Source organism: Neobacillus sp. SRL179, from assembly GCF_984799095.1.
The window spans coordinates 3,842,239-3,865,824 of record NZ_OZ481792.1 but is presented as its reverse complement, the minus strand read 5'-3'; the positions used below and the strand labels follow the sequence as shown (position 1 = coordinate 3,865,824).

Here is a 23,586-nt window from a genome sequence, read left to right as displayed (position 1 = left end):
ATTTTTAAGAATAAGAGAGAAAAGTAAAGAAAATGCGAGGAAAAAGCAATTTTAATCCTGTAAACAGCTTGTTTTGGAGTATTGCAAATAGTTAAAATATTGTATATATTATGAAATAACAACGATAGAAATAAAATCGTAATAACAATTTCGAGGAGGATGTAAAAATGACAGCAGTAACAGAAACTAAAAACCTTACGGTGAAAAAATTAGATGGTGTAGCAGAGGTACATATTCATGTTAATAAAACCAATGCTTATGACTTGGAATATTACCGTGAGTTAAACGCCGCTATTGATGACATTCGTTTTGACAGCGATATTAAAGTAGCAGTTTTAATGAGTGATATGCCAAAGTTCTTCTCAGCAGGTGCGAATATTAATTTCTTAAAAGCCGCAGAGCCGCGCTTTAAAACACAATTTTGCTTATTTTGTAATGAAACGTTAGATAAAATTGCCCGTTCCCCACAAATCTGGATTGCTTGTTTAGAAGGTCACACTGTTGGTGGTGGTTTAGAAATGGCTCTAGCTTGTGACTTACGTTTTATGGGTGACAATGCTGGAAAGATTGGTCTTCCGGAGGTTTCACTAGGAGTGCTGGCAGGAACTGGCGGAACACAACGTTTAGCCCGTCAAGTTGGTCATTCTAAAGCATTAGATTTGAATATAACGGGAGAGACATTAACGCCACAAGAAGCATTAGACATTAGATTAGTCGATCGTATTTTCCCACAAGAGGAAACAAGAGCTAAAACATTAGAATATGCCAATAAGATTGCTAACAGTGCAACCTATGCTGCATCCAATATTAAACTATCAATTATGAATGGAAAAGAAATGCCATTAAATGTTGCGATTCGCTATGAAGGTGAACTACAAAACCTATTATTCCGTTCACAAGATGCAAAAGAAGGATTAAGCGCATTTGTTGAAAAACGCGAAGCTAATTGGACAGGTCAGTAATATAAAAAATGGCGATATCGACTAGCGATATCGCCATTTTAAACAAATAAACAGGTATAGCGGAAAAAGCGAGGGGACGACAAGTGCGATCAAATGAGCTTGATGTGTTAGTCAACTGGGGAGATACAGATAAAGCTGGAATTGTGTATTATCCAAATTTTTTTAAATGGTTTGATATAGCCGGGCATCAATTTTTCCGAAGCTGTGATTTAGCACCAGCAAAACTGGAAGAAGAGCGGGGCATTATTGTTCCGTTACTCGATGTTCAATGTACCTTTGAAAAATCCTTACTTTACGATGATCTTATAACAATTCATAGCGAAGTGGAAGAAATTAACCGAAAAACGATTAAATTGAGACATATTGTCTATAGAGATGGGATTCGGGTTGCCAATGGGTACGAATTACGGGGATGGGTTCAGCAAACTGCCGAAGGTATTAAAGCTGTCTTAATTCCAGATGATGTTAAATCCATTCTTAGTGAAAAAATTCATACAAAAGCAGATAAAAATAGATCAAGGTTTAATGCATAACAGAAGGCGTTCCTCTATAATATAGATATCTCTTTAGATAAGACAATTAATGCAATTACTATAAGATACTGGATGGTGGCAGCAATGAAGCCGAGATCGTTAATGTTTACTCTATATGGAGAGTACATTCAATATTATGGAGGAGAAATCTGGGTAGGAAGTTTAATACAGTTAATGAGTGCCTTTGGTATTTCAGAATCCTCAGTTCGTGGGGCCATTTTGAGAATGGTCCAGAAGAATTTATTGCAAGTAAGGAAAAAAGGAAATAAAAGCTATTACTCTATTACGGAAAAGGGCAGTCGAAGAGTCGATGATGGAGTAAAACGGGTATATGCGGCTCCCCAGCCAGCTTGGGATGGCAAGTGGCGAATACTGAGCTATTCATTTCCTGAGGAGAAAAGGGAGCTGCGGAATGAAATCCGACAAGAGCTTACCTGGACAGGTTTCGGAATGATTTCAAATAGTACGTGGATTAGTCCCAACCCGCTGGAAAACCAAGTGATGGAAATGATTAAAAACTATCAAATTGAAGAAAATACGATTTTATTTAGTTCCTCTGATATGCTATCACATACAAGTGAAGAAATTATTCAAAGGGGTTGGAACCTGGAACAGGTTGCTGATAATTACAATCAATTTATGAATAAGTACTCTTCGGAATTTGAAGCATTGCGTGAAAAGGCGTTAACGAATACATTAACGGACGAAGAGTGCTTTATTAAAAGAACGTCGATTGTTCATGAATACCGAAAGTTTCTATTTCAAGACCCTGGCTTTCCACGTGACCTCCTTCCTGAAGATTGGGCAGGTACAAAGGCTAGAGAACTATTTTGGAATATTCATCAATTAATTTCAATCCCTTCCATCCGCTATTTTGAATCAATTTTCGAAGGGGCTCCTGATCAGGATATAAAACCAATACGTGATAAGGCGATCAATCCTTTTAAAGAAGTTTATGTGTAACGCGCGTTAAGAAATAATAGTCTTCTATCGGAGGGGTATATTAAATTGCAAAACGTTGACTTAAAAGTAGAAAATCATTTAGCTGTCGTAACCATTAATCGTCCTGAACAATTAAATTGCTTTGATTATGAGTCGCTTGCCCAGTTAGAAGAAATAGTAGATAGTATTAAATTGGAGAAGGACATAAGAGTTGTTATTATTACGGGAGCAGGGGAAAAGGCATTTAGTGCAGGAGCGGATTTGCGGGAAAGACGAACCCTCAATGAAAAAGAAGTCCGTAGAAATGTTTCAATGATCCGTGATGTTTTCACAAAGATAGAAGAATTACCGCAGCCAACCATTGCTGCTGTTAATGGGTATGCACTTGGCGGCGGGCTGGAGCTTGCCTTAGTTTGTGATTTTAGAATTGCGGTTAAAGAAGCTGCGATGGGTTTAACGGAAGTCAGCTGGGGAATTATCCCGGGTGCTGGCGGTACACAGCGCTTAAGCCGGCTGATTGGACCTTCAAGGGCTAAAGAATTGATATTAACGGCTAGAAAGATTGATGCCTTTCAGGCATTTGAATTAGGTCTGGTCAATAAAGTGGTGGAACGCAGTCAGTTATTACCATCATCTATAGAATTAGCGGAGGAAATACTGAAAAATGCACCACTGGCCGTAACGCAAGCCAAATTTGCAATCAATTACGGGGGTAGTGTGGATTTAAAAACAGGGATTGCGATCGAAACAAAGGCATATGAGGTAATCATTCCAACGAAAGATCGGATTGAGGCACTAGAAGCATTCAAGGAAAAACGCAAACCCAATTTTAAAGGGGAATAGGAAGAATTTTTGATCTTTACCATCTAACTCAATAAGAGTAAGCAGCGATGCCTTTAAAAGGTGTCGTTTTTTTTATTAAATTTAATTCTAATTATGTTTTTAATATTAACAACATAAAAACGTAATAAATATATTGACAGATAATTTAAAATACTCTATATTATCTTATATAAACGATAAAATAAAAAACGTAATAAGGTGAGGCGATAAAATGAGTCAGGCTGAAATATTAATCGATAAGATTCAAAAAGGATTTATGCTTGAATGTAAAGAGGATATGAATGATGAGTATCTTCGGGCCTTAAAACAGACGTTAACCATTGTTGGTGACACAGAATTATTAAGCGTTCCCCCACTATTAACCGTATATAATGAAGCCCCAAATCTCAATTATAAGATAACAGCACTTGCTGTTATTCAAGATGAGATTGGTCACGCGCATATTGCCTATCGCTTATTAGAAGACCTTGGTGAAAACATCGAAGAACTTCTATATGACCGTCCTGCAAATCGGTGGAAAAATCCTTATGCTTTTGATTTTAAATTAGACAATTGGATTGAGCTTGGTGTCTTTAATGGACTTTTTGATCGTTCTGGCTACACGCTATTAGGTGACGCCTATCAACACACATCTTATGGGCCATGGAAACGTGCACTCGTAAAGGTAGATAAGGAGGAACTTTTTCATCTGCGTAATGGTGAAATTATCATGAAGGCAGGTATGAAGAATCCAGACACAGCAAAACAAGTTCAAGAAGCAGTCGACTGGATGTTTTTAATGGCTTTAGAATTTTTCGGAGTTGCTGATAATCTTAAGAGTCGTTCAGCACAATTAGATTATAAGCTGAAAGGTAAAACGAACGATGAGCTAAGACAAAAATGGCTGTCAACAGCGGTTCCATTTTGTGAATCGATTGGTGTAAAGGTACCAGCTCACTTTGATGAGGCAGAAGGAAAATATGTGATTGATGTACCGTTCCCATGCAAATTTGATGTAGAGAATAAAAAATGGCTGCTTGATCAACCAGACACTTGGCAGGGAGTCATAGAACGCTTTAAAAAACGCGGCCCGCAAAATCAAGAGTTTGTTAATAGAATTCAAAAAGGGTACCACGAACTTGAAGAGCTTCGTGCAGAGGAGGTTAGTTAAATGCAAACCGTAGAGACGGAAAAATATTGGGATGCGTTGACAGAGGTGATGGATCCAGAATTTCCTATCAGTGTGGTTGATATGGGGTTGATCTATGAAATTACTAAAGTAGAAGAAGGAAAACTTTCCGTAAGGATGACCTATACATCAACAGGGTGTGGCTGCATGCAGTGGATTGAAAACGATATCAAAGAGCGGCTGCTAAAGGAAGAAGATATTAATGAAGTTGATATTGAAGTAGTATGGAGTCCGCCATGGACTGTTAATAATTTAAGTGCGAAAGGAAAAGAAAAACTCAGAACATGGGGTGTTAGTTCATGACTAAACAAAAACAAGAATATCTTCTCTTTACTCGGATAAAGCGAGGCGATGATTTGATTCAAGTTGGTTCCTTTCAAGCGGAGACTGATGAACTGGCAAAGGTTTATGCACAATATATTTATGATGAAGAAGACTGGGTCGAAATGCAAGTTGTCAGGAAAGATGCATTAATCGTGGTACGCCTTCCAGAACCACTATTTGAAAAAGAGGGTGTAAATTAATATGAAAATAGTAAACAATTTATCTCTTGTTAAATTAGCTGAAACAATCGCAGATAATAAATTAATTTTAGGTGACCGCCTAGTTGAAATAGGGATCAGCGGTCCTAATTTAGAAGCTACTCTTTCTTCTATTGCGATGGCTCAAGCAGAACTTGGTCATGCAAGGCTCTTGTATAGATGGGCAAATGAATTGCAAGGCTTAAACGCCAGCAAAGTTGAAATTAAAGCTCAGACAGGAAAGGCGTTTTCATCTGTTGTGCTAACATCCAATTGGGTGGGCTTAATTGCTAGTGTTTATGCTGTTAATGTTGCTGTGGATCTTGTGATAAAAGCATTAATGAAAGCGAACCATCCAGACTTAAATACTCCTTTTAGCAAAATGTTGAAAGAACAAGAGGAACATCTGCTTTACTCTAAGAGTTGGTGTAAACAATTGCTTAACGATAAAGGCGCGGTTCCTAAAACATTCACCCTTGAATTAGAAAAAGTTGCAGAAGAAGCATCACAATGGTTAAAGAATATTGAAAATGATAAACAGCTGCTTTTTGAAAATATTATCTTGGAGAATAGTAATCTTGCAAACGTATACAAAGAGATTATCCAAAAACTGACCACTCTTGGGGATGTCCAACATGTCTAATGAGACGTCGACTATTCAATGTTCATTTTGTTCTTCAGATAATGTAGAAAAAATCTCCGCATTTGGGACAGCTCAATTAGTAAGGCAATATTATTGTAACAATTGTCGCACTGTCTTTGAATATATCCGCTGGCAAGCATCAGAGTCAAATAATGAGAGGTGTCAGACTGCTAATGAAGGAAATTGATAAAATCGGGATAGTTGGTTCTGGAACGATGGGGGCAGGTATTGCTCAGCTTATTATTCAGAACGGATATACCGTGATTATTTACGATATCGATCTTCAAACCGTAAATAGGGCTAAATCAGGGATTGAATCACGGTTGGACCGATTAGTTGAAAAAAAACGAGTAAATGCTGCTGAAGCCATACAAATGAAAGAGAGATTACACATAACGGCAGATTTAGCTGACCTTTATGATTGTCAGCTTGTGATTGAAGCAGCACCTGAAAATATGGAAATCAAGAGAACCATTTTTAGAAAATTAGAAGAGGTTTGCTCTGAAGATGCGATATTGGCTACGAATACCTCATCACTTTCGATTACGGAAATTTCGGGGCAGATTCAGTCACCAAAAAGGGTGGCCGGCTTTCATTTCTTTAATCCAGCTCCGCTCATGCCGTTAGTAGAGGTGATCTGCGGATTAAAAACAGCTCCGGAAACAGTCAGTACCCTGGTGGAGTTTGCAAAGAGGATCAATAAAAGTCCAGTGGTTTGTAAAGATACCCCTGGTTTTATTGTTAATCGAGTAGCACGTCCATTTTACGGTGAAGCCTTAAAAATTATGAACGATCAAGTAGCTACGGTGGAACAAATAGACCGCATTATGAAAAAAGCAGGGAATTTTAAAATGGGTCCATTTGAACTCCAGGATTTAATCGGTATTGATATCAACTTTGCAGTAACTAAATCCGTACACAGCAGTTTTAACGGTGAGACACGTTTTCGTCCCCATTATGTTCAAGAGCGTATGGTGCAAGCTGGCAGTCTGGGAAGAAAAACGAAGGGAGGGTTCTTTTCGTATGACACCTAAAGGAATTGTCGTCATAGGTGAAAATTTGTTAGCAAAAGAGCTCGTGCATTCTCTTCAGAAACATGGATTTAATGATATCGCGTTAAATGAATACAAAACAGTTAATGCCATCGAGGTTGTAATTGAAACTAGTAATCTCGATTTAGAACAAAAGAAGAGGAATTTAAGAGAGATTGAGGCACATGTATCTCCTGAAACATTGATTTTATCTACGACTCTTGCCTTAACAGCTACTGAAACAGCATCTTGGCTGTTATATCCTGAAAGGCTGATTGGATTTGGAGCCTTTTCCAATTTCAAAGAAGGCAAATTAATTGAAATAGCTGCTGCGTTACAATCCGATTTAAATTATTTAGAAGTGGCAAAGGAATTGTTTTTCAGTATTGGCCAGGAAACAGAAGTGGTTCAAGATGAAGTCGGTCTTGTCTTTCCGCGAATTCTTTCGATGATTATTAATGAAGCGGCCTTTTCAACCATTGAAGGGATTGCAACCATGGAAGACATTGATGAAGCAATGAAAAAAGGTACCAATTATCCGCTGGGACCGTTAGAATGGGCTGAAAAAATTGGCATTGATGATGTGTATGCCGTCTTAAGCGGGTTGCACCGACAATTTGGTGAAGAAAGATACCGTCCTGCGCCTCTCATTCGCAAGCTTGTTCAAGCAAACTGGATAGGAGGAGAGACAGGAAAAGGCTTTTATTACTATCAAAATCGTAATGTTAAGGAGTATTCCATATGAGGGAAGCAGTTATTATTGATGCCGTCCGTACACCAATTGGGAAAGTGAATGGCGCCTTAACAAATGTAAGAGCAGATGATTTAGCCGGCCATGTGATGAAACACCTTTTAGGAAGAGTAAAAATGGATCCAGCTTTAATAGAAGACGTTTACTTCGGTTGTACAAATCAAGCAGGGGAAGATAATCGAAATGTAGCTAGAATGGGCTTACTATTAGCGGGAATTCCTGAATCAGTAGCAGGTGTGACGGTGAATCGCTTATGCGGTTCTGGATTGGATGCGGTGAATCAAGCATCTGCCGCTATAAAGGCGGGGCTGGGAGACGTTTTTATCGCCGGTGGAACGGAGAATATGACTAGGGCACCATATGTCATGATGAAACCGCACTTGTCAAATCCAAGAAGTAATCAAAATCTATATGATACAACCATTGGCTGGCGCCTTGTTAATCCCAGCCTGGCGAAGGTTTATCCTCCAATTAGCTTAGGGGAAACTGCGGAAAATGTTGCTGAAAGGTATAACATTTCCAGGGAAGAACAGGATGAACTGGCACTTAGCAGTCAGTTAAAAGCAGCAAGTGCAATTGAAAGTGGACGATTCCTTGATGAAATTATTTCAATTGGAATTCCACAAAAAAAAGGGGAAGCGATTATTTTTCATACGGATGAACATGTTCGGCCCTCTACCACATGGGAGGCGCTGGCGAAGCTGAAACCTGTATTTAAAGAGGGCGGGACCGTAACAGCTGGAAACTCATCCGGTATTAATGATGGAGCAAGTGCCCTGTTAATTATGGAAAAAGAACTAGCAGAAAAGCTTGGTTTACAACCATTAGCCCGTATTGTCTCTTCTGCCGTGGCAGGTGTTGACCCAGCTTTTATGGGAATCGGCCCTGTTCCTGCAACAAGAAAGGCTCTAAAAAGAGCGGGATTATCCATTGATGACCTGGATTTAATTGAAATCAATGAAGCATTTGCTGCCCAATCAGTAGCATGTATCAAAGAACTTGGGTTCGACATCAATAAAGTTAACGTCAATGGTGGAGCAATCGCACTTGGCCATCCGCTAGGCTGCAGCGGGGCAAGAATAGTAACCACACTAGTGCATGAAATGCAAAAAAGAGATTGCCGTTATGGTCTAGCAACTATGTGTATTGGGGTGGGCCAAGGAATATCAACCATAATCGAAAAAATATAAAGGGGTTAAAGTAATGTTAAAAACAACGACATTGAAGGAAGAGTACCAGCTATTCATTAATGGTGAATACTCAAATAGCAGCAATAACCAATTTTTTGAAACTCATAATCCTGCCACGGGAGAAGTAATCGCTAGGGTTGCTAAAGCAACAAAGGAAGATGTGGACCGTACCGTGGATGCAGCTAGGAAAGCATTCGATTCTGGTAAGTGGCCAAAGCTCACGCCGGCAAGACGGGCTCGTGTTCTGAATAAAATAGCGGATATTATGAGACAACGCTTCAATGAGCTTGTTGAGGCAGAGGTATTGAATACTGGGAAAACAGTTGCAGCTGCCCAGGGGCAAATTGGTCAGGCAATTGAGGACTTTGAATTTTATGCTGCAGCCATTACTACTCATGCTGGACGCACAAACCCGGTGCCAAATGGTTTCTTCAACTATACGGTTAAAGAACCTGTCGGGGTGTGTGCTCAGATTGTCCCTTGGAATTATCCATTAATGATGGCTGCCTGGAAAGTCGCTCCAGCTTTAGCTGCAGGCTGCACCATTATTTTAAAGCCGGCAAGTTATACTCCGATTACAGCGTTCATGCTGGCCGATATTTGTCATGAAGCTGGAGTTCCTGCAGGCGTGGTCAATGTATTAACAGGAAGCGGTTCAGAAATAGGTCCTTATTTAACAGAACATCAAGGCGTTGATAAAGTCGCGTTTACAGGTGAAACCGAAACAGGAAAAGACATTATGGCACGGGCATCGAAAACACTTAAACGTGTAACACTTGAGCTTGGCGGCAAGTCACCTAGTATCATATTTGATGATTGTGATCTAGAAGCAGCCGTAGCTGGGTCGATTTATGGGATTTTTTACAATTCCGGTCAATCATGTGAAGCCAGGTCACGAATCTTTGTTCAGGAAAATGTCTATGATGAATTTTTGACAAGATTCATTGAAAAGGCAAGGAAGCTAAAAGTTGGTGACCCATTTAACAAGGAAACGCACATGGGTGCATTAATTTCCAAAAGCCATGAACAGACAGTCGATGGCTACGTTAAGCTAGCGATTGAAGAAGGCGGAGAAATTTTATTTGGCGGAAGCCGCCCAGAAGGCGCAGAGTTTGAAAACGGCTTTTGGTATCAACCGACGATTATCGGAAATGTCACAAATGATATGAGAATTGCACAAGAAGAAGTCTTTGGACCAGTAGTAGTAGTGATGAAGTTTAAAGATGAAGCAGAGGTATTAAAACAAGCAAACGATTCTATTTTTGGATTGGGATCTGCTGTATGGACAAAAGACAATGGAAAAGCCCATCGAGTGGCTGCCGGAATCCGTGCGGGTATTGTGATGGTAAATAGTCCGATTTCGGCCTTCCCAGGCACACCTTTTGGCGGCTATAAACAATCAGGCTTCGGCAGAGAGTTATGTATTGAGACTCTTGATTTATATACAGAAACGAAGAGTGTTGTCTCTTATATTGGAGCTAAACCACTTAATATTTTCGGAATTTAATGAAAAATTAATAAACTTAATGGAGGAATTCAGATGACACAAGTCAAATTAGATACGAAGACGTTAACAGTAAAAAAGGAAAATGGAATAGCTGAGGTTCATATTCATGTGAACAAAACAAATGCCTATGACTTAGAATACTACAAGGAATTAAATGCGGCGATTGATGATATTCGCTTTGATAGCGATATTAAAGTAGCTGTGTTAATGAGCGATATGCCTAAATTCTTCTCTGCTGGAGCCAATATTAATTTTCTAAAAGCAGCAGAGCCTCGCTTCAAAACTCAATTTTGCTTGTTCTGTAATGAAACCTTAGATAAAATTGCCCGTTCACCACAAATTTGGATTGCTTGCCTTGAAGGGCATACAGTTGGCGGTGGACTTGAAATGGCGTTAGCTTGTGATCTTCGCTTTATGGGCGATCAGGCAGGTAAGATTGGTCTTCCTGAAATCACGCTTGGTGTACTAGCTGGCACTGGCGGTACGCAGCGTTTAGCACGCCAAGTAGGTCATTCTAAAGCCCTCGACTTGAACTTGACAGGGGAAACATTGTCACCACAAGAAGCATTAAATATTAAATTAGTTGACCGTGTTTTCCCGCAGGAAGAAACACGTGCCAAAACGTTAGAGTATGCTAGAAAGATTGCTGATAGTGCCACATATGCTGCATCGAACATCAAGCTTTCCATTATGAATGGAAAGGAAATGCCTTTAAATGCAGCAATCCGTTATGAGGGTGAATTACAAAATCTATTATTCCGTTCTCAAGATGCAAAAGAAGGATTAAGTGCCTTTATTGAAAAACGCCCTGCAGAATGGTCTGGTCAGTAATTCACAATTGAGGGCTGACTAAGCAATTTAGTCAGACCCTATTTTTTCTATTAAACATAACCCTTCTAGAATCGGCAAAAGGATTTACCTTGTTAAACGAGTTCCAATTTCCTATTGGGGGTTAAAGCATGCAAGAATCTGTTCAAGAGTTAAGAGGAGTAAAAGAGTTTTATAACAGTGCTAATGTTTTTTTAGAACGAAATATTGAAAAAGGTTTTGCTAATAAGGTGGCCATTTACAGTGAAGATGATCAGGTCACCTATCAAGATATCCTTTTTAGGGCGAATAAATTTGGTAACGCTCTCAAAGGAATTGGGATAGAAAGGGAAAATCGCATCCTGCAGGTTGTTTATGATTCTCCTGAATTTATTTATTCCTTTTTCGGGGCTGTTAAAATTGGTGCAGTTCCAATCCCTGTAAATACCGCTATGAAGCCACAAGACTATGAATACTTTCTCAATCACAGCCGTGCGAAAGTATTATTGATACAAGAAGAAATATGGAACGACATAAAGGAAAACAGAGACCGCTTTATTTTTCTGAAGGATGTTATTGTCATTTCAGAGAAGGGCTATCGTGATGCAGATGGTATTGATTATTATGAGTTTATTAATCCAGCCTCAGCGGAATTGGAGGCAGAACGAACTAATTCAGAGGACCCTGCATTTTGGTTATATAGCTCAGGAAGCACGGGTAATCCAAAGGGTGCCGTCCACATTCAGCGGAGTATGGAAGTAGCTTGTAAAAACTATGCTCAAAATATCCTTAAAATCAATGAAAATGACCGAACATTTTCGGCATCCAAACTATACTTTGCATACGGGCTTGGTAATGGGATGTACTTCCCATTAGGTGCAGGCGGTTCGACGATTGTGTCAAAAGGACGCCCAACCCCAGAAAATATCTTTTCTGTTATTGAAAAGCAGAAGCCTACTATCTTTTTTGGCGTTCCGACGTTATATGGTTCCTTGATTCAATATGTTGAAAAGACAGGTGTTATTCCCGATCTTTCATCAGTCAGAATTTGTGTGTCCGCAGGTGAGGCATTGCCAGCCACTTTTATTCAAAAGTGGAAAGAGTTATTTAATATTGATATTTTAGATGGAATTGGTTCAACCGAAGCCTTACATATTTTTCTCTCTAATAATATGGGGGAAATTAAGGCAGGAAGCACGGGAAAGGTTGTACCGGGCTATAAAGCGAGAATATTAAATGAAGAATCAAGGCCGGTCGCTGTAAACGAGATCGGTGACCTTGTCATTAAAGGTGATAGTGTAACAGTGGGTTACTTTTGTAACTTAGCAGAAAATCAAAGCAAATTCCACGGGGAGTGGATGTATACAGGTGATAAATATTATCAGGATGAAGAAGGATACTTTTGGTATTGCGGTCGTTCAGATGATATGTTGAAGGTGGGGGGGATTTGGGTTTCCCCAATTGAAATCGAGTCGACACTGATTAGGCATGAAAAGGTGTCTGAGGTGGCGGTTGTCGGTGAGAAAAATGAGAATAATCTAGTTTATCCAAAGGCTTTTATTGTATTAAGAGATGGAATTGAACCTACCGAGGCCTTAAAGGAAGAGTTCAAGCTGTTTGTAAAACAAAACCTAGCTCCCTATAAATACCCTCGAGTTGTTGAATTCATCTCAGAATTGCCTAAAACGACAACAGGTAAAGTGCAGCGGTTTAGGTTAAAACAAGTATAAAACGAAACTAAAAAGTAGCCAGTTTTTTAACTGGCTATTTTTTAGTTTTAGTAATATGTACCTAAAAATAAATATGAAATAAAAACTATGGTATTAAAAACGTAATTTTATTATCTAGAATTATTATTATTCACTAATCCTTGTTTACCCGCCATCACCATTGTTATCTTTATCTTGTATTTTAGCGAGAGTCGACTTAATCCTGGGGATTTAGTAGTCATTCTTGATTAACAAATTATTATTTGAATAGAATATAAGGTTTTATTTGAGTTAAATCTTATTACGATTTTTTTATTGAAGTAAAAAAATGATATTGTAAATAAACGAGGTAGGCAATATAATAATGGTAGAAATGTTCTAAATATTTCAAAAAAGAATGGGGGTTAATTTTTTGTTTTGGAAGCGTTAACAAAAAAACGGGGGGTAACTATGAAAAATTTTAAAAGAAGTGGATCAATCTTAATTCTATTAGTCCTATTACTTTCGGCTTGTAGTGGCGGGGCCATAAGTACTACCACATCAAAAGAGAAAACAAAAGAAAAAAACACTGACAATACTCCTATTAAAATTGGGGCTTTGCTCCCTGCAACAGGTGTTTACGCATCCTTAGGTGAAAACCTTCTAAATGGGATGAACCTATACTTTGAACAACAAAACTATGAAGTAGCTGGGAAAAAAATTGAGATCATTAATGAAGATACTGAGGCGGACCCACAGGTAGCGTTACGTAAACTTAGAAAACTAACTGATCAAGATCAAATTGATATTTTAACGGGGCCGGTTAGTACAGCGGTTGCTTATGCCATCCGTGATGAAGTAGATAGCAAAAAACTCCCTTTCTTAGATTCCCACGCCGGAGGGAATGATCTTACAAGAGCAAAGCGGAGCAATTATATTTACCGCTCATCGTTTAGTTCATGGCAAATTGGTCATTCAATGGGTGAATGGGCATACAAAAACATCGGCAAGAAAATTTATGTTACTGCTGCTGATTATGCATTCGGTCATGAGGTCGCAGAAGCTTTTAAAGAAGCGTACACAAAAGCCGGAGGGCAAATTGCTGGCGAGGTTTATCCGCCACTTGGAAACAATGACTTCTCTTCCTACCTAGGCAAAATGAATCTAGACGGTATTGATGGGATTTACGCTTTCTATGCGGGCAGTGATGCAGTTAGATTTGTTCAGCAATATGAGCAATATGGATTAAAAGGAAAAATTCCACTAATTGGTTCAGGCTGGCTTACTGCTGAAGATGTAAGACCACAGCAAGGTAATTCACCAGATGGAATTAAAGCTTCTATCTTCTGGGATTATAGTGTGGATACGAAAGAAAATAAGGCGTTTATCGAGGCATATGAGAAAAAATACAATAAACGTCCAAGTATTGAATCTGCAGAGGGATACGATGCGGCCATGATCATTGCAGAAGCTATTAAAAAATTGAAGGGCGATGTCAGTGATCCTGATAAAATAATTGAAGCGATTTCTTCTATTGAAATTACCAGTCCAAGAGGACCGATTAAGTTTGATAAAGAAACACACAATGTCATTCAAAATCTTTATATAGTTGAAACTGGTATTGTGAATGGAAAGACAGAGAATAAAGTAATTGATACGATTCCTCAAGTCGTTGATCCAGGAAAATAACATTATTTACACGACCTAGGGTTAGGGTACGATGGATTTACAATAAGCAGATTGAAAGAGGCAAGAATTCCTTTGCCTCTTTCTTTTAAAAACAAGAGGAATCATTAGGATAAGGGGGTTAAACATTTGAGTGCCTTACTTTTGCAACTGATGAATGGGCTAAGTTATGGATTTTTACTATTTATCATTACAAGTGGGATTACGATTGTATTTGGAATTCTGGGCGTGTTAAACCTGGCACATGGATCCATGTATGTATTAGGTTCTTATGTGGGATACTCGCTCATCATGAAGGCAGGATTACCGTTTTGGGTAGCCTTAATGGCGGTACCGCTAATTATTGCCATCATCGGATTAGTTCTGGAAATGGTAATGCTCAGGCCAACATATAAGCTGGGACACCTTTCACAGGTACTATTAACGTTTGGATTAGCGTATATTTTTCACGATGTTTTTTCGATGTTGTGGGGGAAAAATATTCTAGTAGTTAACCCTCCAGAATCACTTAACATGTCAGTCGAAATTTTAGGAAATGCCATTCCTGCCTACCGTGTCGCGTTAATAGGGATTGGGATTGCGATGGCAATTTTCTTGTGGTATACCCAGGAAAAAACAAAATGGGGTGCTGTCATCAGGGCTGGCTTGTCCGATAAAGAGATGGTAGGGGGATTAGGCGTTAACATTCAGTTTGTTTTTACTTGTGTATTTTTCCTAGGAAGTTTAATGGCAGGCCTGGGTGGTGTTCTTGGTTCTCCTATCCTAGGGGTTTTTCCAGGAATGGAGTTTCAAATTCTTATTCTATCTCTAGTCGTTCTTGTAGTTGGCGGGCTTGGCTCCGTAACAGGCACCTTTTTTGCTAGTTTGCTAGTTGGTTTTGTTGAAACCTTCAGCCGCTATTTCGTACCAGAATTAAGCCTAATTATTACGTTCGCCCTAATGGCATTGGTACTAGTCATCCGTCCGCAAGGTCTAACCGGCAGGAGGGTGGTGTAATGAGAAAGGGATTAATAAAAGGTATACTACTATTTTTACTAATGGCATTTGTTCCATTCTTTTTATCTATTTATTACGTCAATATTTTATCGGAAATACTCATTCTTAGTATCTTTGCCGTAAGTTTAAATATCCTCGTTGGGCAGACAGGATTGGTCTCACTAGGTCATGCTGCTTTCTTTGGTGCTGGTGCATACGCAACTGGATTAGCTGCATTAAAGTTTAGTACCAATATTTTTGTTACGATTGGGATTGGTCTTGTGTTTGCCTTTTTACTGGCTTTAATTATTGGCTTACTCTCAACAAAAGCACATGGCTTTTACTTTTTAATGCTGACACTAGCCTGTTCGCAGATTTTTTACTCGATAGTATATCAATGGACAGATGTCACCGGGGGTTCGAATGGATTATCCGGAATTGCTCCGCTAGATGTAATAGCTGGTTTTCGCCTGTCTAATCAAGTGTTTGTCTATTATTTTATTGTGTTGGTTATAACGATTCTACTCTTCCTTTTGAGCCGCTTCTTACATTCTCCATTAGGTTCTGTTTTTATTGGGATTAAAGAGAATGAAGAACGGATGAAATCGATTGGATATAATACGTCGTTATATAAGAACATCAGCTTTTTAATTGCCGGAACAATTGGTGGTTTAGCGGGAGGCTTGTATGTTGTTTTTAACGGTTTTATCTCTCCTACTGATGTTTATTGGACGGCATCTGGATCGGTATTAATTATGGTTTTAATTGGCGGGGTCGGGACACTATGGGGTCCGGTGATTGGAGCTGCCTTCATTGTTATTTTAGAAACCATAATTAGTTCGTATACGGAAAATTGGATGATGATTATTGGAGCGGCCTTCATACTTTTTGTTATCTTTGCTCCTAATGGAATTGTTGGAATTTACAATAGTGCAAAAGAGAAAGTATTCAGTCGGCAAAAGACTAAGACTGAGCATGAAGAACCAAATATAATACCAATTCAGCAGCAAACTAAAATGGATGGATAGGTGAAGACTATGGAGAAGGAACGAATTCTTTCGCTAAAAGGCCTTTCAAAACATTTTGGCGGAGTTAAGGTAATTGAAGATATTACAGTAGAAGTCACAGCCGGAGAAAAAATCGGGTTGATTGGGCCAAATGGTGCTGGAAAATCTACTTTATTTAATATGATCGCTGGTGATTTAGAACCCTCAGGCGGTACGATTAGCTATTTTGATGAGTTGATTAACCGTCTGCCCAATTATCAAAGGACTGAAAGAGGGATTGTAAGGACCTTTCAAAAAAATAATTTAATGATGGGTCTAACAGTGAAAGAAAATCTTCTGCTTGTTTTACAGCGAATCAATAAGAAACATACTCAATGGTGGAAACAGGCCAATAAGAAGAATTATCCAGCCCTTTTTGAAGAGGTAGAAAAACTTCTTCAGGAGTGGGGATTACAAGCATACAGCCATAAAAAGGTTCAAGATTTATCGTATGGTGTACAACGGCAAATTGAGATTATTATGGCGATTGCTGGAAAACCTAAATTACTATTATTAGACGAACCAACTGCAGGTATGTCCCAAGTGGAAACGGATCAAATCATTGCCTTAATCAATAAATTATCCTCAGATATTACAATTATGATGATTGAACATGACATTGAGGTATTATTTGGCAACATGGACCGTGTGATTGTTCTGCATGCCGGGACGTTAATTGCAGATGGACGTCCTGAAGAGGTCAGGGAAAATCCACACGTAAAAGAAATCTACATGGGAAAGGAGGAATTGACTAATGCTTAGCTTGAAGGAAGTTCATAGTTATTATGGAGCAAGCCATGTCCTTCACGGGGTTAATCTTGAGGTGAAAAAAGGCAGTGTAGTGACGCTTCTTGGAAGAAATGGGATGGGCAAAACAACCACTATTCATTCAATCATTGGCTTTATTAATAAAAAAGAAGGCCAAATATTGCTGGAAGGTGAAAATGTAATCAAACTAAAAAGCCATCAAATAGCTAAAAAGGGCATAGGGATTGTTCCACAGGGAAGGAGGATTTTTACGAACTTAACCGTTCATGAAAATTTAACTGTTTTTGCCAATCATCACCATGGCGATTGGACGTTAGATCGGATTTTTGACCTTTTCCCCCGACTGAAGGAACGAGAAAAGACCCATGCCGGTAACTTGAGCGGTGGAGAACAATCAATGTTATCGATTGGCCGGGCATTAATGAGAAATCCAAAGATTCTCCTTTTGGATGAACCAACTGAAGGATTATCGCCTTTAATGGTCGGAGAAGTAATGGAGGTCCTATTGAAATTAAAAGAAGCGGGAATGTCAATGCTTTTAGTAGAACAAAACATTGCCACAGCTTTAAGTATTGCAGATGATGTCTATATCCTAAATAAGGGTGAAATTGTCTACCATGATCACCCTGATGAATTACGGAAGAATATGAATATTGCTTACCACCATTTGGCTATTAGCTAGTTTTTTCGCTACATAAGATCACTAGGTAATAGGCAATGTCTAACAGCCCTTCATAGAACCAATTATAGAAAGTCTAATTCTATCCCTGTATTTTTTACTCTTTAGTTTCAGATCAGGAGGGATTATGTGATCGATAAAGCTAGAATAGCTCTTAATGATAATCAAGTTGAGTTACTGCAACAAAGTCTTGAATATCTTCATACAATCCAAGATTGGCAGCTTTTAACCCAAGCCATTGTGGTTGAGGGTGTGAAGCAAGTTGGGGGCGGGAAGGGCCTGTTCCTTGTGTATGACTTTAGTTTAAAGCAATTGATTCCCCATGCAAGTCTTAACCTGGATAATCGCGAGAAAAAGAGTTTCTTAGGAATGACAAAAAAGGTATTGGAAAGAAAAATATCTCAAAAATATTTTAAAGAAAACACCACGTATTTTTTCCCCATCACAAGGCAGCATGAAGTTTCTAGTGTCTTAGTTATCGAACCCAAACAGGAGGAAAATTTATTAAGAGAACAGATTAATTTGATTATTATCTTTATGCAATCTGTCTCGGTTATTCTTGAAAATTCCCGTCTATTTTTAATTATGCAGAGGAAATCAAAAAGTCTCACCTATATAAACCAATTGCATCACCTTCTCAATCAATATTCATATCAAGAGATATTAGCTGAAATAGTTGATAAAGTAGGGGAACTTCTCCAATCCCAAATGGCTGGGATCATGCTTTTTGACCCAAATAAAAATGAATTGGCTCTGCAAAAACCTGCCTTTGGAGTTTGGGAGGATGAAATTATTCAACAATACAGAGTACCCATGAGTGAAAATAGCAATGCAAAGTATGTATTTCTTACAGGTACTCCAACGATTACTCTAGATGCAAAATTAGATAAAAGATATAATCAGGAATTTATCGAATTATTTAATGCAACTACGTTAGTTACGGTACCATTAGTTGTTGATAACAAGAGGATTGGTATTATTCATGCTATCAATAAAAAACAAGGCTATTTTACACAGGATGATCTGAATTTACTGCTGGAAATTTCAGACCAATTGGGTGTAATTCTAAAAGCAGCTCTTCAAATGGCTTCCAGTGGAAAAGAGAATTATAAACGATTAGAGATTGAAGGATATTTACTAAATCAGCTTTTTGATTCATTTATCAATATGAATGAAGAAAAAGTACAGGAAACCACGGATATTATGAATACACTTGGTATTTCATATACTCCTCGTATTTGTATACTTAAAATTGGCTTTTATAGAAAAGGTTTCTTGGTAAGTGATCCAGTGAAAAAGAATGTTAATTACCTTCTCTCAGAAATAAAAAACAGATGGAAGAATTCGTGTGCTATTTATCGGGAAGAAACAATTGTCGTTTTTCTTTCACATGAAACGGAAGTAGAATTAATACAGGCGGTAAAACAAATACAGGATATTTTGCAAAAAAAAATAAACAACAATGTATCAGACATCGAAGTATATATTGGGATTGGCGAATCCAAAGATTCTGTTAAATTTGTCGGTGAATCGTATCTACAGGCAGGTCAAATTCTCTCGGTTTTACCATCTATAAAATTAATTGGTCCCGTCGGTTATTTTCCTGCTTGTGGAATATGGACCTTATTGTCTAGTATTTCGACCAATGATTCAAAATTAGCAGCCGCTTATATCAATCTATATTTAAACAAGCTTAATAAATTAAAAGATTCAAACGTAATGAAGGATACTTTACAAGTTTATTTAAAGCATAATGGACATATAAAAAAGACAGCTGAGGAGTTATTTATTCACCAGAATACTTTAAAATATCGTATGGAGAAGATTTTAGAGACAACTGGTTTTGACCTTACGGATTCCGAAGTCCGACTAAATTTAAATTTAGCACTTAGATTGGAGTACATGCTTCAAGAGCTAAATGGTTAGAGAATGTATCATATATGATCATTCTTTTTTTTGTGGATTTGAGCCAAAAAATTGTGGCAAATATGTGTACATTTTGTGAATGACCAACATGGTAATGTTAGTTAAGCAGATTTATAATAAAGTTGCAAAGTTCAAAATTTTAAGAATAGTATTAAAAAAAGAAGGAGGCCACCATGCTTTCCTACAAAAGTTCCGTGGAGTCACAATTACCAAAAGACAGATTACTAGAATTACAGGAAGAAAAGTTGAGAAAACAAGTTCAATATGTCTATCAAAATTCCCCTATGTATGCAGCAAAATTTAATGATGCTGGGTTACATCCCCTAGATATTCAAACCTTAAATGACCTAGAGAAGATCCCTTTCACAGAAAAATGGGAAATAAGAAAAAGTCAAGAAAGCACTTCGGAGTTAGGCTTACATCAATGTTCGAATTCTGAGAGTATCATTAGAATTCATTCGTCTTCTGGAACTACGGGAAAACCCACCTATGTCGGAATAACAAAACATGATAATGAGATTTGGACAGACATTGTATCTCGTGTTTATTATACAGCGGGAATACGTCCTCAACATAAAGTAATTTTTGCCATGGGATTATCTTTTTTCGTTGGCGGACTGCCTTTAAAAGATGGGATTGAACGTCTGGGTGCCACCTTTATACCAATTGGAACGGGGGCTTCAGACCGTCTTGTGACAACCGCATTAAACTTAAAACCTGATGTCCTGTTATGTACACCTTCCTATGCTAATTATCTTGCTGACTATGTTAGGTCTATAGGTATGGACCCAAAAGAGCTTGGATTTAAAATCATTGGAACAGGCGGCGAACCAGGCGGCGGCTTGCTAGAAGTTCGGCAAAAGATTGAACAAGATTGGGGTGCACGGGTATTTGAAGCAATGGGGAATGCAGACATGGCACCAGTGCTTTTCTCTGAATGCCCTGCTGGTGATGGCATGCACTTCGTTGCAGCGGATTATGTCATATGTGAGCTCATCGATCCCGATACAGGTAAAGTAAAACCAATTGAAAATGGAAGTACAGGTGAGCTTGTTTATACGTCCATTGATCGTGAGTGTGTCCCATTATTACGATTCCGGACTAGGGATTTAATTTCCATTAAAACCGAAGCTTGTTCTTGTGGACATGAAGGATTCCGGATTCGCTGTATTGGAAGAACAGATGATATGCTGATCATTCGAGGAGTTAATGTCTTCCCATCTGCTATAAAAGATGTGGTTAGCAGTTTTTATCCACAGACAACTGGCGAAATTCAAATCGTTCTATATCAACCAGGACCAGCTGTAGAACCACCATTAGAGGTACAAGTAGAGTACGGTCCGACCGTAGTAAAGGAAGAGTTAATTGGGTTAAAGAAAGAACTGGAAGAACAATTGAGAGCTAAACTCTTATTTCGAGCTAATGTTTCTTTAGTTCCAAATTCAACATTACCTCGATTTGAAATGAAAACAAAGTATGTAAAAGAAGTTTATTAAACTTTGGGAGGGTTATTTATGGCTCAGTACACTGTCGATATTGATACAGGCGGTACATTTACAGATGGATTTTTTTCATATGGAAACCAATTTGAAGTGGTAAAAGTTGATACAACCCCACATGACCTAACTGTTTGTTTCAACAATTGCATTAATGAGGGAGCTAAACGTTTTGGGTTTAAAAATGTAGGCGATTTCCTTAAAAAAACCAAAACGATTCGCTTATCAACTACTGTGGGCACAAACTCATTGATTCAGCGTACAGGACCAAAATTAGGAATCATTGTGACGAAAGGGAATGAAAAATCCCTTTATCAAGATGGTCCTAATCCAATTTTAAACTATTTAATTCAACCTGAACTCGTTGTTTCAATTGATGAAAAAGTATCAGAAACAGGTGAAATCATCAAGCACGTTGATGAGGAAGATGTTAAGGCAGCTACAAAAAAGCTTTTGGAACTTGGAACAAGAGTGATTATTGTAAGCTTTGAAAATGCACATATTAACAATGAAAATGAAAAATTAGTTAAAAAGATCATCCAAGAGGATTTTCCTAAGCATTACTTAGGAACAAAACCGATCCAATTAGGCAGTGAGATTAGCTCTCGTTCTGATAATGCTGTTCGAACAAACGCCGCAATTGTAAACGCTTACCTACACCGTGATATGGTTAAATACTTGTACAAAGCTGATGAAGGAATGCGTCAAAAAGGGTATACAAAACCCCTCTTAATTGCACATGCAAACGGCGGTGTTGCCCGTGTAGCTAAAACAAAAGCATTGGATACTTACAACTCTGGACCTGCCGCTGGATTAATGGGGACAAAGTACATTGGAGCCATATATGGATTAGAAAATATTATGTCTGTTGATGTCGGAGGAACGAGTACCGATGTCGGGTTAATTTCTGGAGGAGAGCTTACCTTCGATACGGAATCTAAGATTGCTGGAATTCCCGTACATGCTCCATTAATCCATGTTCTCTCTGTTGGAGGCGGCGGTGGTTCCATTGCAAAACCAACCCCTGATGGAAAAATTCAATTAGGGCCTGAAAGTGCCGGTGCAGTACCTGGACCTGCGTGTTTTGACCTGGGTGGTACAAAACCAACAGTAACAGATGCATGTGTAGTCTTAGGATTAGTAGATCCAGAATATTTCCTAGGTGGTACGAAGAAAATCTCCAAACAAAAAGCGATTGAAGCTATTAATAAATGGATCGCTACTCCGTTAAATATTTCAAATGAAGAAGCAGCAACGTTGATAATTGATAGAATTGAGCAAATTGGTGCCGATACATTACAGGAACTTGCATCAGAGCGAGGAAAAGACATAAGAGAGTTTAAGCTATTCTCATTTGGGGGTGGAGGCGGACTTTTCTCAGGAGGAATGGCATTAAAAAGTGGAATCAAAAATGTCTATTCATTCCCGTTTAGCTCTGTGTTTAGTGCCTTTGGTTTATCCACTGCTGATATTTCTCATAACTATCAAGAACGCTTAGACTATTTCTATCGTAATAATCAAAACATTGATGACCTCATCGAAACCGCAAATGTACACCTAGATAAAATGAAAAAGCTTTCTCATCGTGATATGAGAGGAGAAGGATTTACTCCTGAATCGATTCATTTTGAAGTAGCGATAGAGGCTGTTTCGATAGATAGTAAAACCAGAAATATCTTTTCCTTGTCTACCGAGTATCTTCAAAAAAATAAAGCCGACCAGCTGCAAACGATGTTGCAAGATATTGCGATTCAATTAAAATCGGACCAATTTATCATTGAATTTATTCGTTTGAATAGTTATGTGAGCGTATCCCATTTTTCATTACCTACGCTTGAGGTCGAAACTACTAATCCGGTTCCAAAGTCTAGTAGAAATATTTATTGGAAGAATCGTTTTATCGACACCCCTATTTTTGATATAGAAAAATTAAGACCTGGCCACGTGATAAATGGACCTGCCGTTTTAGAAAGTTCCAACACGACGATTGTCGTTCCTGTCGGTGCGAAATTTAAGATGGACCAACATCTAAATGGTGTAATGGAGGTATAAACATGCGAAGAAAAATTACCGAGTACATTGATTTGGATTTAGATAAAGAGGTTTGGGTGTGTAATAAATGCGATCAGGAATTGAATTCAGCAAAAGAAAATTTTAAACTTGGATGTCTGATTTATGATCGCGACCCAAGTGAGATACATCAGCCCCATCTCGAGGGCGAGCATACATTTTCTCCGGATCCGAACTGGGTTCGTTTAGTGGAGTTTTACTGCCCTAGCTGTGGTACTTTAGTGGAAACAGAAATTTTAGCCCCGGGCCACCCAATCACTCATGATATTGAATTAGATATTAATGATGTAAGAAACCGAGCTATACAGGAAGTAGAAGAAAAAGAGAAACAAGCATTTAAAAGGGCGTAGGGGA

The 23,586-nt window shown here is 38.4% G+C and carries 24 protein-coding genes; all 24 read left to right on the top strand.

Going from position 1 to position 23,586, the window contains the following annotated elements:
* Nucleotides 1-167: 167 nt before the first annotated feature.
* The 24 genes from AC4E8C_RS19210 (at nucleotide 168) to AC4E8C_RS19095 (ending at nucleotide 23,582) form a co-directional block, all read left to right on the top strand.
* Nucleotides 168-962 carry an enoyl-CoA hydratase/isomerase family protein gene (locus AC4E8C_RS19210; RefSeq protein ID WP_490208235.1) on the top strand — a complete coding sequence of 265 codons (795 nt, stop codon included), beginning with the start codon at nucleotides 168-170 and terminating at the stop codon, nucleotides 960-962.
* Nucleotides 963-1,045: 83 nt separating this feature from the next.
* A complete protein-coding gene (locus AC4E8C_RS19205) occupies nucleotides 1,046-1,495 on the top strand; it encodes an acyl-CoA thioesterase (RefSeq protein WP_490208234.1) in 450 nt (149 codons plus the stop codon).
* Nucleotides 1,496-1,579: 84 nt separating this feature from the next.
* Complete coding sequence (gene paaX, locus AC4E8C_RS19200; RefSeq protein ID WP_490208233.1) at nucleotides 1,580-2,458, top strand: phenylacetic acid degradation operon negative regulatory protein PaaX; 879 nt, start codon at nucleotides 1,580-1,582, stop codon at nucleotides 2,456-2,458.
* Between the two features lie 45 nt (nucleotides 2,459-2,503).
* Nucleotides 2,504-3,280, top strand: a complete 777-nt coding sequence (locus AC4E8C_RS19195) for an enoyl-CoA hydratase-related protein (protein ID WP_490208232.1) — start codon at nucleotides 2,504-2,506, stop codon at nucleotides 3,278-3,280.
* 211 nt (nucleotides 3,281-3,491) lie between these two features.
* On the top strand, nucleotides 3,492-4,430 hold the full coding sequence (locus tag AC4E8C_RS19190; protein ID WP_490208231.1) for a Phenylacetic acid catabolic protein: 939 nt from the start codon (nucleotides 3,492-3,494) through the stop codon (nucleotides 4,428-4,430).
* Complete coding sequence (locus tag AC4E8C_RS19185) at nucleotides 4,431-4,751, top strand: metal-sulfur cluster assembly factor (RefSeq protein WP_490208230.1); 321 nt, start codon at nucleotides 4,431-4,433, stop codon at nucleotides 4,749-4,751.
* Nucleotides 4,748-4,972, top strand: a complete 225-nt coding sequence (locus AC4E8C_RS19180; RefSeq protein ID WP_490208229.1) for a hypothetical protein — start codon at nucleotides 4,748-4,750, stop codon at nucleotides 4,970-4,972. Before AC4E8C_RS19185 ends, AC4E8C_RS19180 begins: the two co-directional genes overlap by 4 nt.
* A gap of 1 nt (nucleotide 4,973) precedes the next feature.
* On the top strand, nucleotides 4,974-5,612 hold the full coding sequence (locus tag AC4E8C_RS19175; RefSeq protein WP_490208228.1) for a Phenylacetic acid catabolic protein: 639 nt from the start codon (nucleotides 4,974-4,976) through the stop codon (nucleotides 5,610-5,612).
* Nucleotides 5,596-5,799: a PaaD-like zinc ribbon domain-containing protein gene (locus AC4E8C_RS19170; RefSeq protein ID WP_490208227.1), complete on the top strand. Its 204-nt coding sequence runs from the start codon at nucleotides 5,596-5,598 to the stop codon at nucleotides 5,797-5,799. The genes AC4E8C_RS19175 and AC4E8C_RS19170 overlap by 17 nt, the downstream gene beginning before the upstream one ends.
* Complete coding sequence (locus AC4E8C_RS19165) at nucleotides 5,786-6,646, top strand: 3-hydroxyacyl-CoA dehydrogenase NAD-binding domain-containing protein (RefSeq protein WP_490208226.1); 861 nt, start codon at nucleotides 5,786-5,788, stop codon at nucleotides 6,644-6,646. Before AC4E8C_RS19170 ends, AC4E8C_RS19165 begins: the two co-directional genes overlap by 14 nt.
* Nucleotides 6,636-7,388 carry a 3-hydroxyacyl-CoA dehydrogenase family protein gene (locus AC4E8C_RS19160; RefSeq protein ID WP_490208225.1) on the top strand — a complete coding sequence of 251 codons (753 nt, stop codon included), beginning with the start codon at nucleotides 6,636-6,638 and terminating at the stop codon, nucleotides 7,386-7,388. The genes AC4E8C_RS19165 and AC4E8C_RS19160 overlap by 11 nt, the downstream gene beginning before the upstream one ends.
* Nucleotides 7,385-8,584 (top strand): thiolase family protein, encoded by a 1,200-nt coding sequence (locus AC4E8C_RS19155; protein ID WP_490208224.1) that lies wholly within the window; start codon nucleotides 7,385-7,387, stop codon nucleotides 8,582-8,584. The genes AC4E8C_RS19160 and AC4E8C_RS19155 overlap by 4 nt, the downstream gene beginning before the upstream one ends.
* 13 nt (nucleotides 8,585-8,597) lie before the next feature.
* Complete coding sequence (locus AC4E8C_RS19150) at nucleotides 8,598-10,091, top strand: aldehyde dehydrogenase family protein (protein ID WP_490208223.1); 1,494 nt, start codon at nucleotides 8,598-8,600, stop codon at nucleotides 10,089-10,091.
* Nucleotides 10,092-10,124: 33 nt separating this feature from the next.
* Nucleotides 10,125-10,922 carry an enoyl-CoA hydratase/isomerase family protein gene (locus AC4E8C_RS19145; RefSeq protein WP_490208222.1) on the top strand — a complete coding sequence of 266 codons (798 nt, stop codon included), beginning with the start codon at nucleotides 10,125-10,127 and terminating at the stop codon, nucleotides 10,920-10,922.
* 128 nt (nucleotides 10,923-11,050) lie between these two features.
* Nucleotides 11,051-12,628, top strand: a complete 1,578-nt coding sequence (locus AC4E8C_RS19140) for a benzoate-CoA ligase family protein (RefSeq protein WP_490208221.1) — start codon at nucleotides 11,051-11,053, stop codon at nucleotides 12,626-12,628.
* Nucleotides 12,629-13,057: 429 nt separating this feature from the next.
* A complete protein-coding gene (locus AC4E8C_RS19135; protein ID WP_490208220.1) occupies nucleotides 13,058-14,275 on the top strand; it encodes an ABC transporter substrate-binding protein in 1,218 nt (405 codons plus the stop codon).
* 126 nt (nucleotides 14,276-14,401) lie between these two features.
* A complete protein-coding gene (locus AC4E8C_RS19130; RefSeq protein ID WP_490208219.1) occupies nucleotides 14,402-15,268 on the top strand; it encodes a branched-chain amino acid ABC transporter permease in 867 nt (288 codons plus the stop codon).
* Nucleotides 15,268-16,275, top strand: a complete 1,008-nt coding sequence (locus tag AC4E8C_RS19125; protein WP_490208218.1) for a branched-chain amino acid ABC transporter permease — start codon at nucleotides 15,268-15,270, stop codon at nucleotides 16,273-16,275. Before AC4E8C_RS19130 ends, AC4E8C_RS19125 begins: the two co-directional genes overlap by 1 nt.
* Before the next feature lie 9 nt (nucleotides 16,276-16,284).
* On the top strand, nucleotides 16,285-17,055 hold the full coding sequence (locus tag AC4E8C_RS19120; protein WP_490208217.1) for an ABC transporter ATP-binding protein: 771 nt from the start codon (nucleotides 16,285-16,287) through the stop codon (nucleotides 17,053-17,055).
* Nucleotides 17,048-17,743 carry an ABC transporter ATP-binding protein gene (locus AC4E8C_RS19115; RefSeq protein ID WP_490208216.1) on the top strand — a complete coding sequence of 232 codons (696 nt, stop codon included), beginning with the start codon at nucleotides 17,048-17,050 and terminating at the stop codon, nucleotides 17,741-17,743. Before AC4E8C_RS19120 ends, AC4E8C_RS19115 begins: the two co-directional genes overlap by 8 nt.
* A 126-nt stretch (nucleotides 17,744-17,869) precedes the next feature.
* Entirely contained in the window at nucleotides 17,870-19,666 is a 1,797-nt protein-coding gene (locus tag AC4E8C_RS19110; RefSeq protein WP_490208215.1) for a helix-turn-helix domain-containing protein, read from the top strand.
* Nucleotides 19,667-19,839: 173 nt separating this feature from the next.
* Nucleotides 19,840-21,162 (top strand): phenylacetate--CoA ligase family protein, encoded by a 1,323-nt coding sequence (locus AC4E8C_RS19105; protein ID WP_490208214.1) that lies wholly within the window; start codon nucleotides 19,840-19,842, stop codon nucleotides 21,160-21,162.
* A gap of 18 nt (nucleotides 21,163-21,180) precedes the next feature.
* Nucleotides 21,181-23,214: a hydantoinase/oxoprolinase family protein gene (locus AC4E8C_RS19100; RefSeq protein WP_490208213.1), complete on the top strand. Its 2,034-nt coding sequence runs from the start codon at nucleotides 21,181-21,183 to the stop codon at nucleotides 23,212-23,214.
* 2 nt (nucleotides 23,215-23,216) lie between these two features.
* Complete coding sequence (locus AC4E8C_RS19095) at nucleotides 23,217-23,582, top strand: acetone carboxylase subunit gamma (protein ID WP_490208212.1); 366 nt, start codon at nucleotides 23,217-23,219, stop codon at nucleotides 23,580-23,582.
* The last annotated feature ends 4 nt before the right edge of the window (nucleotides 23,583-23,586 follow it).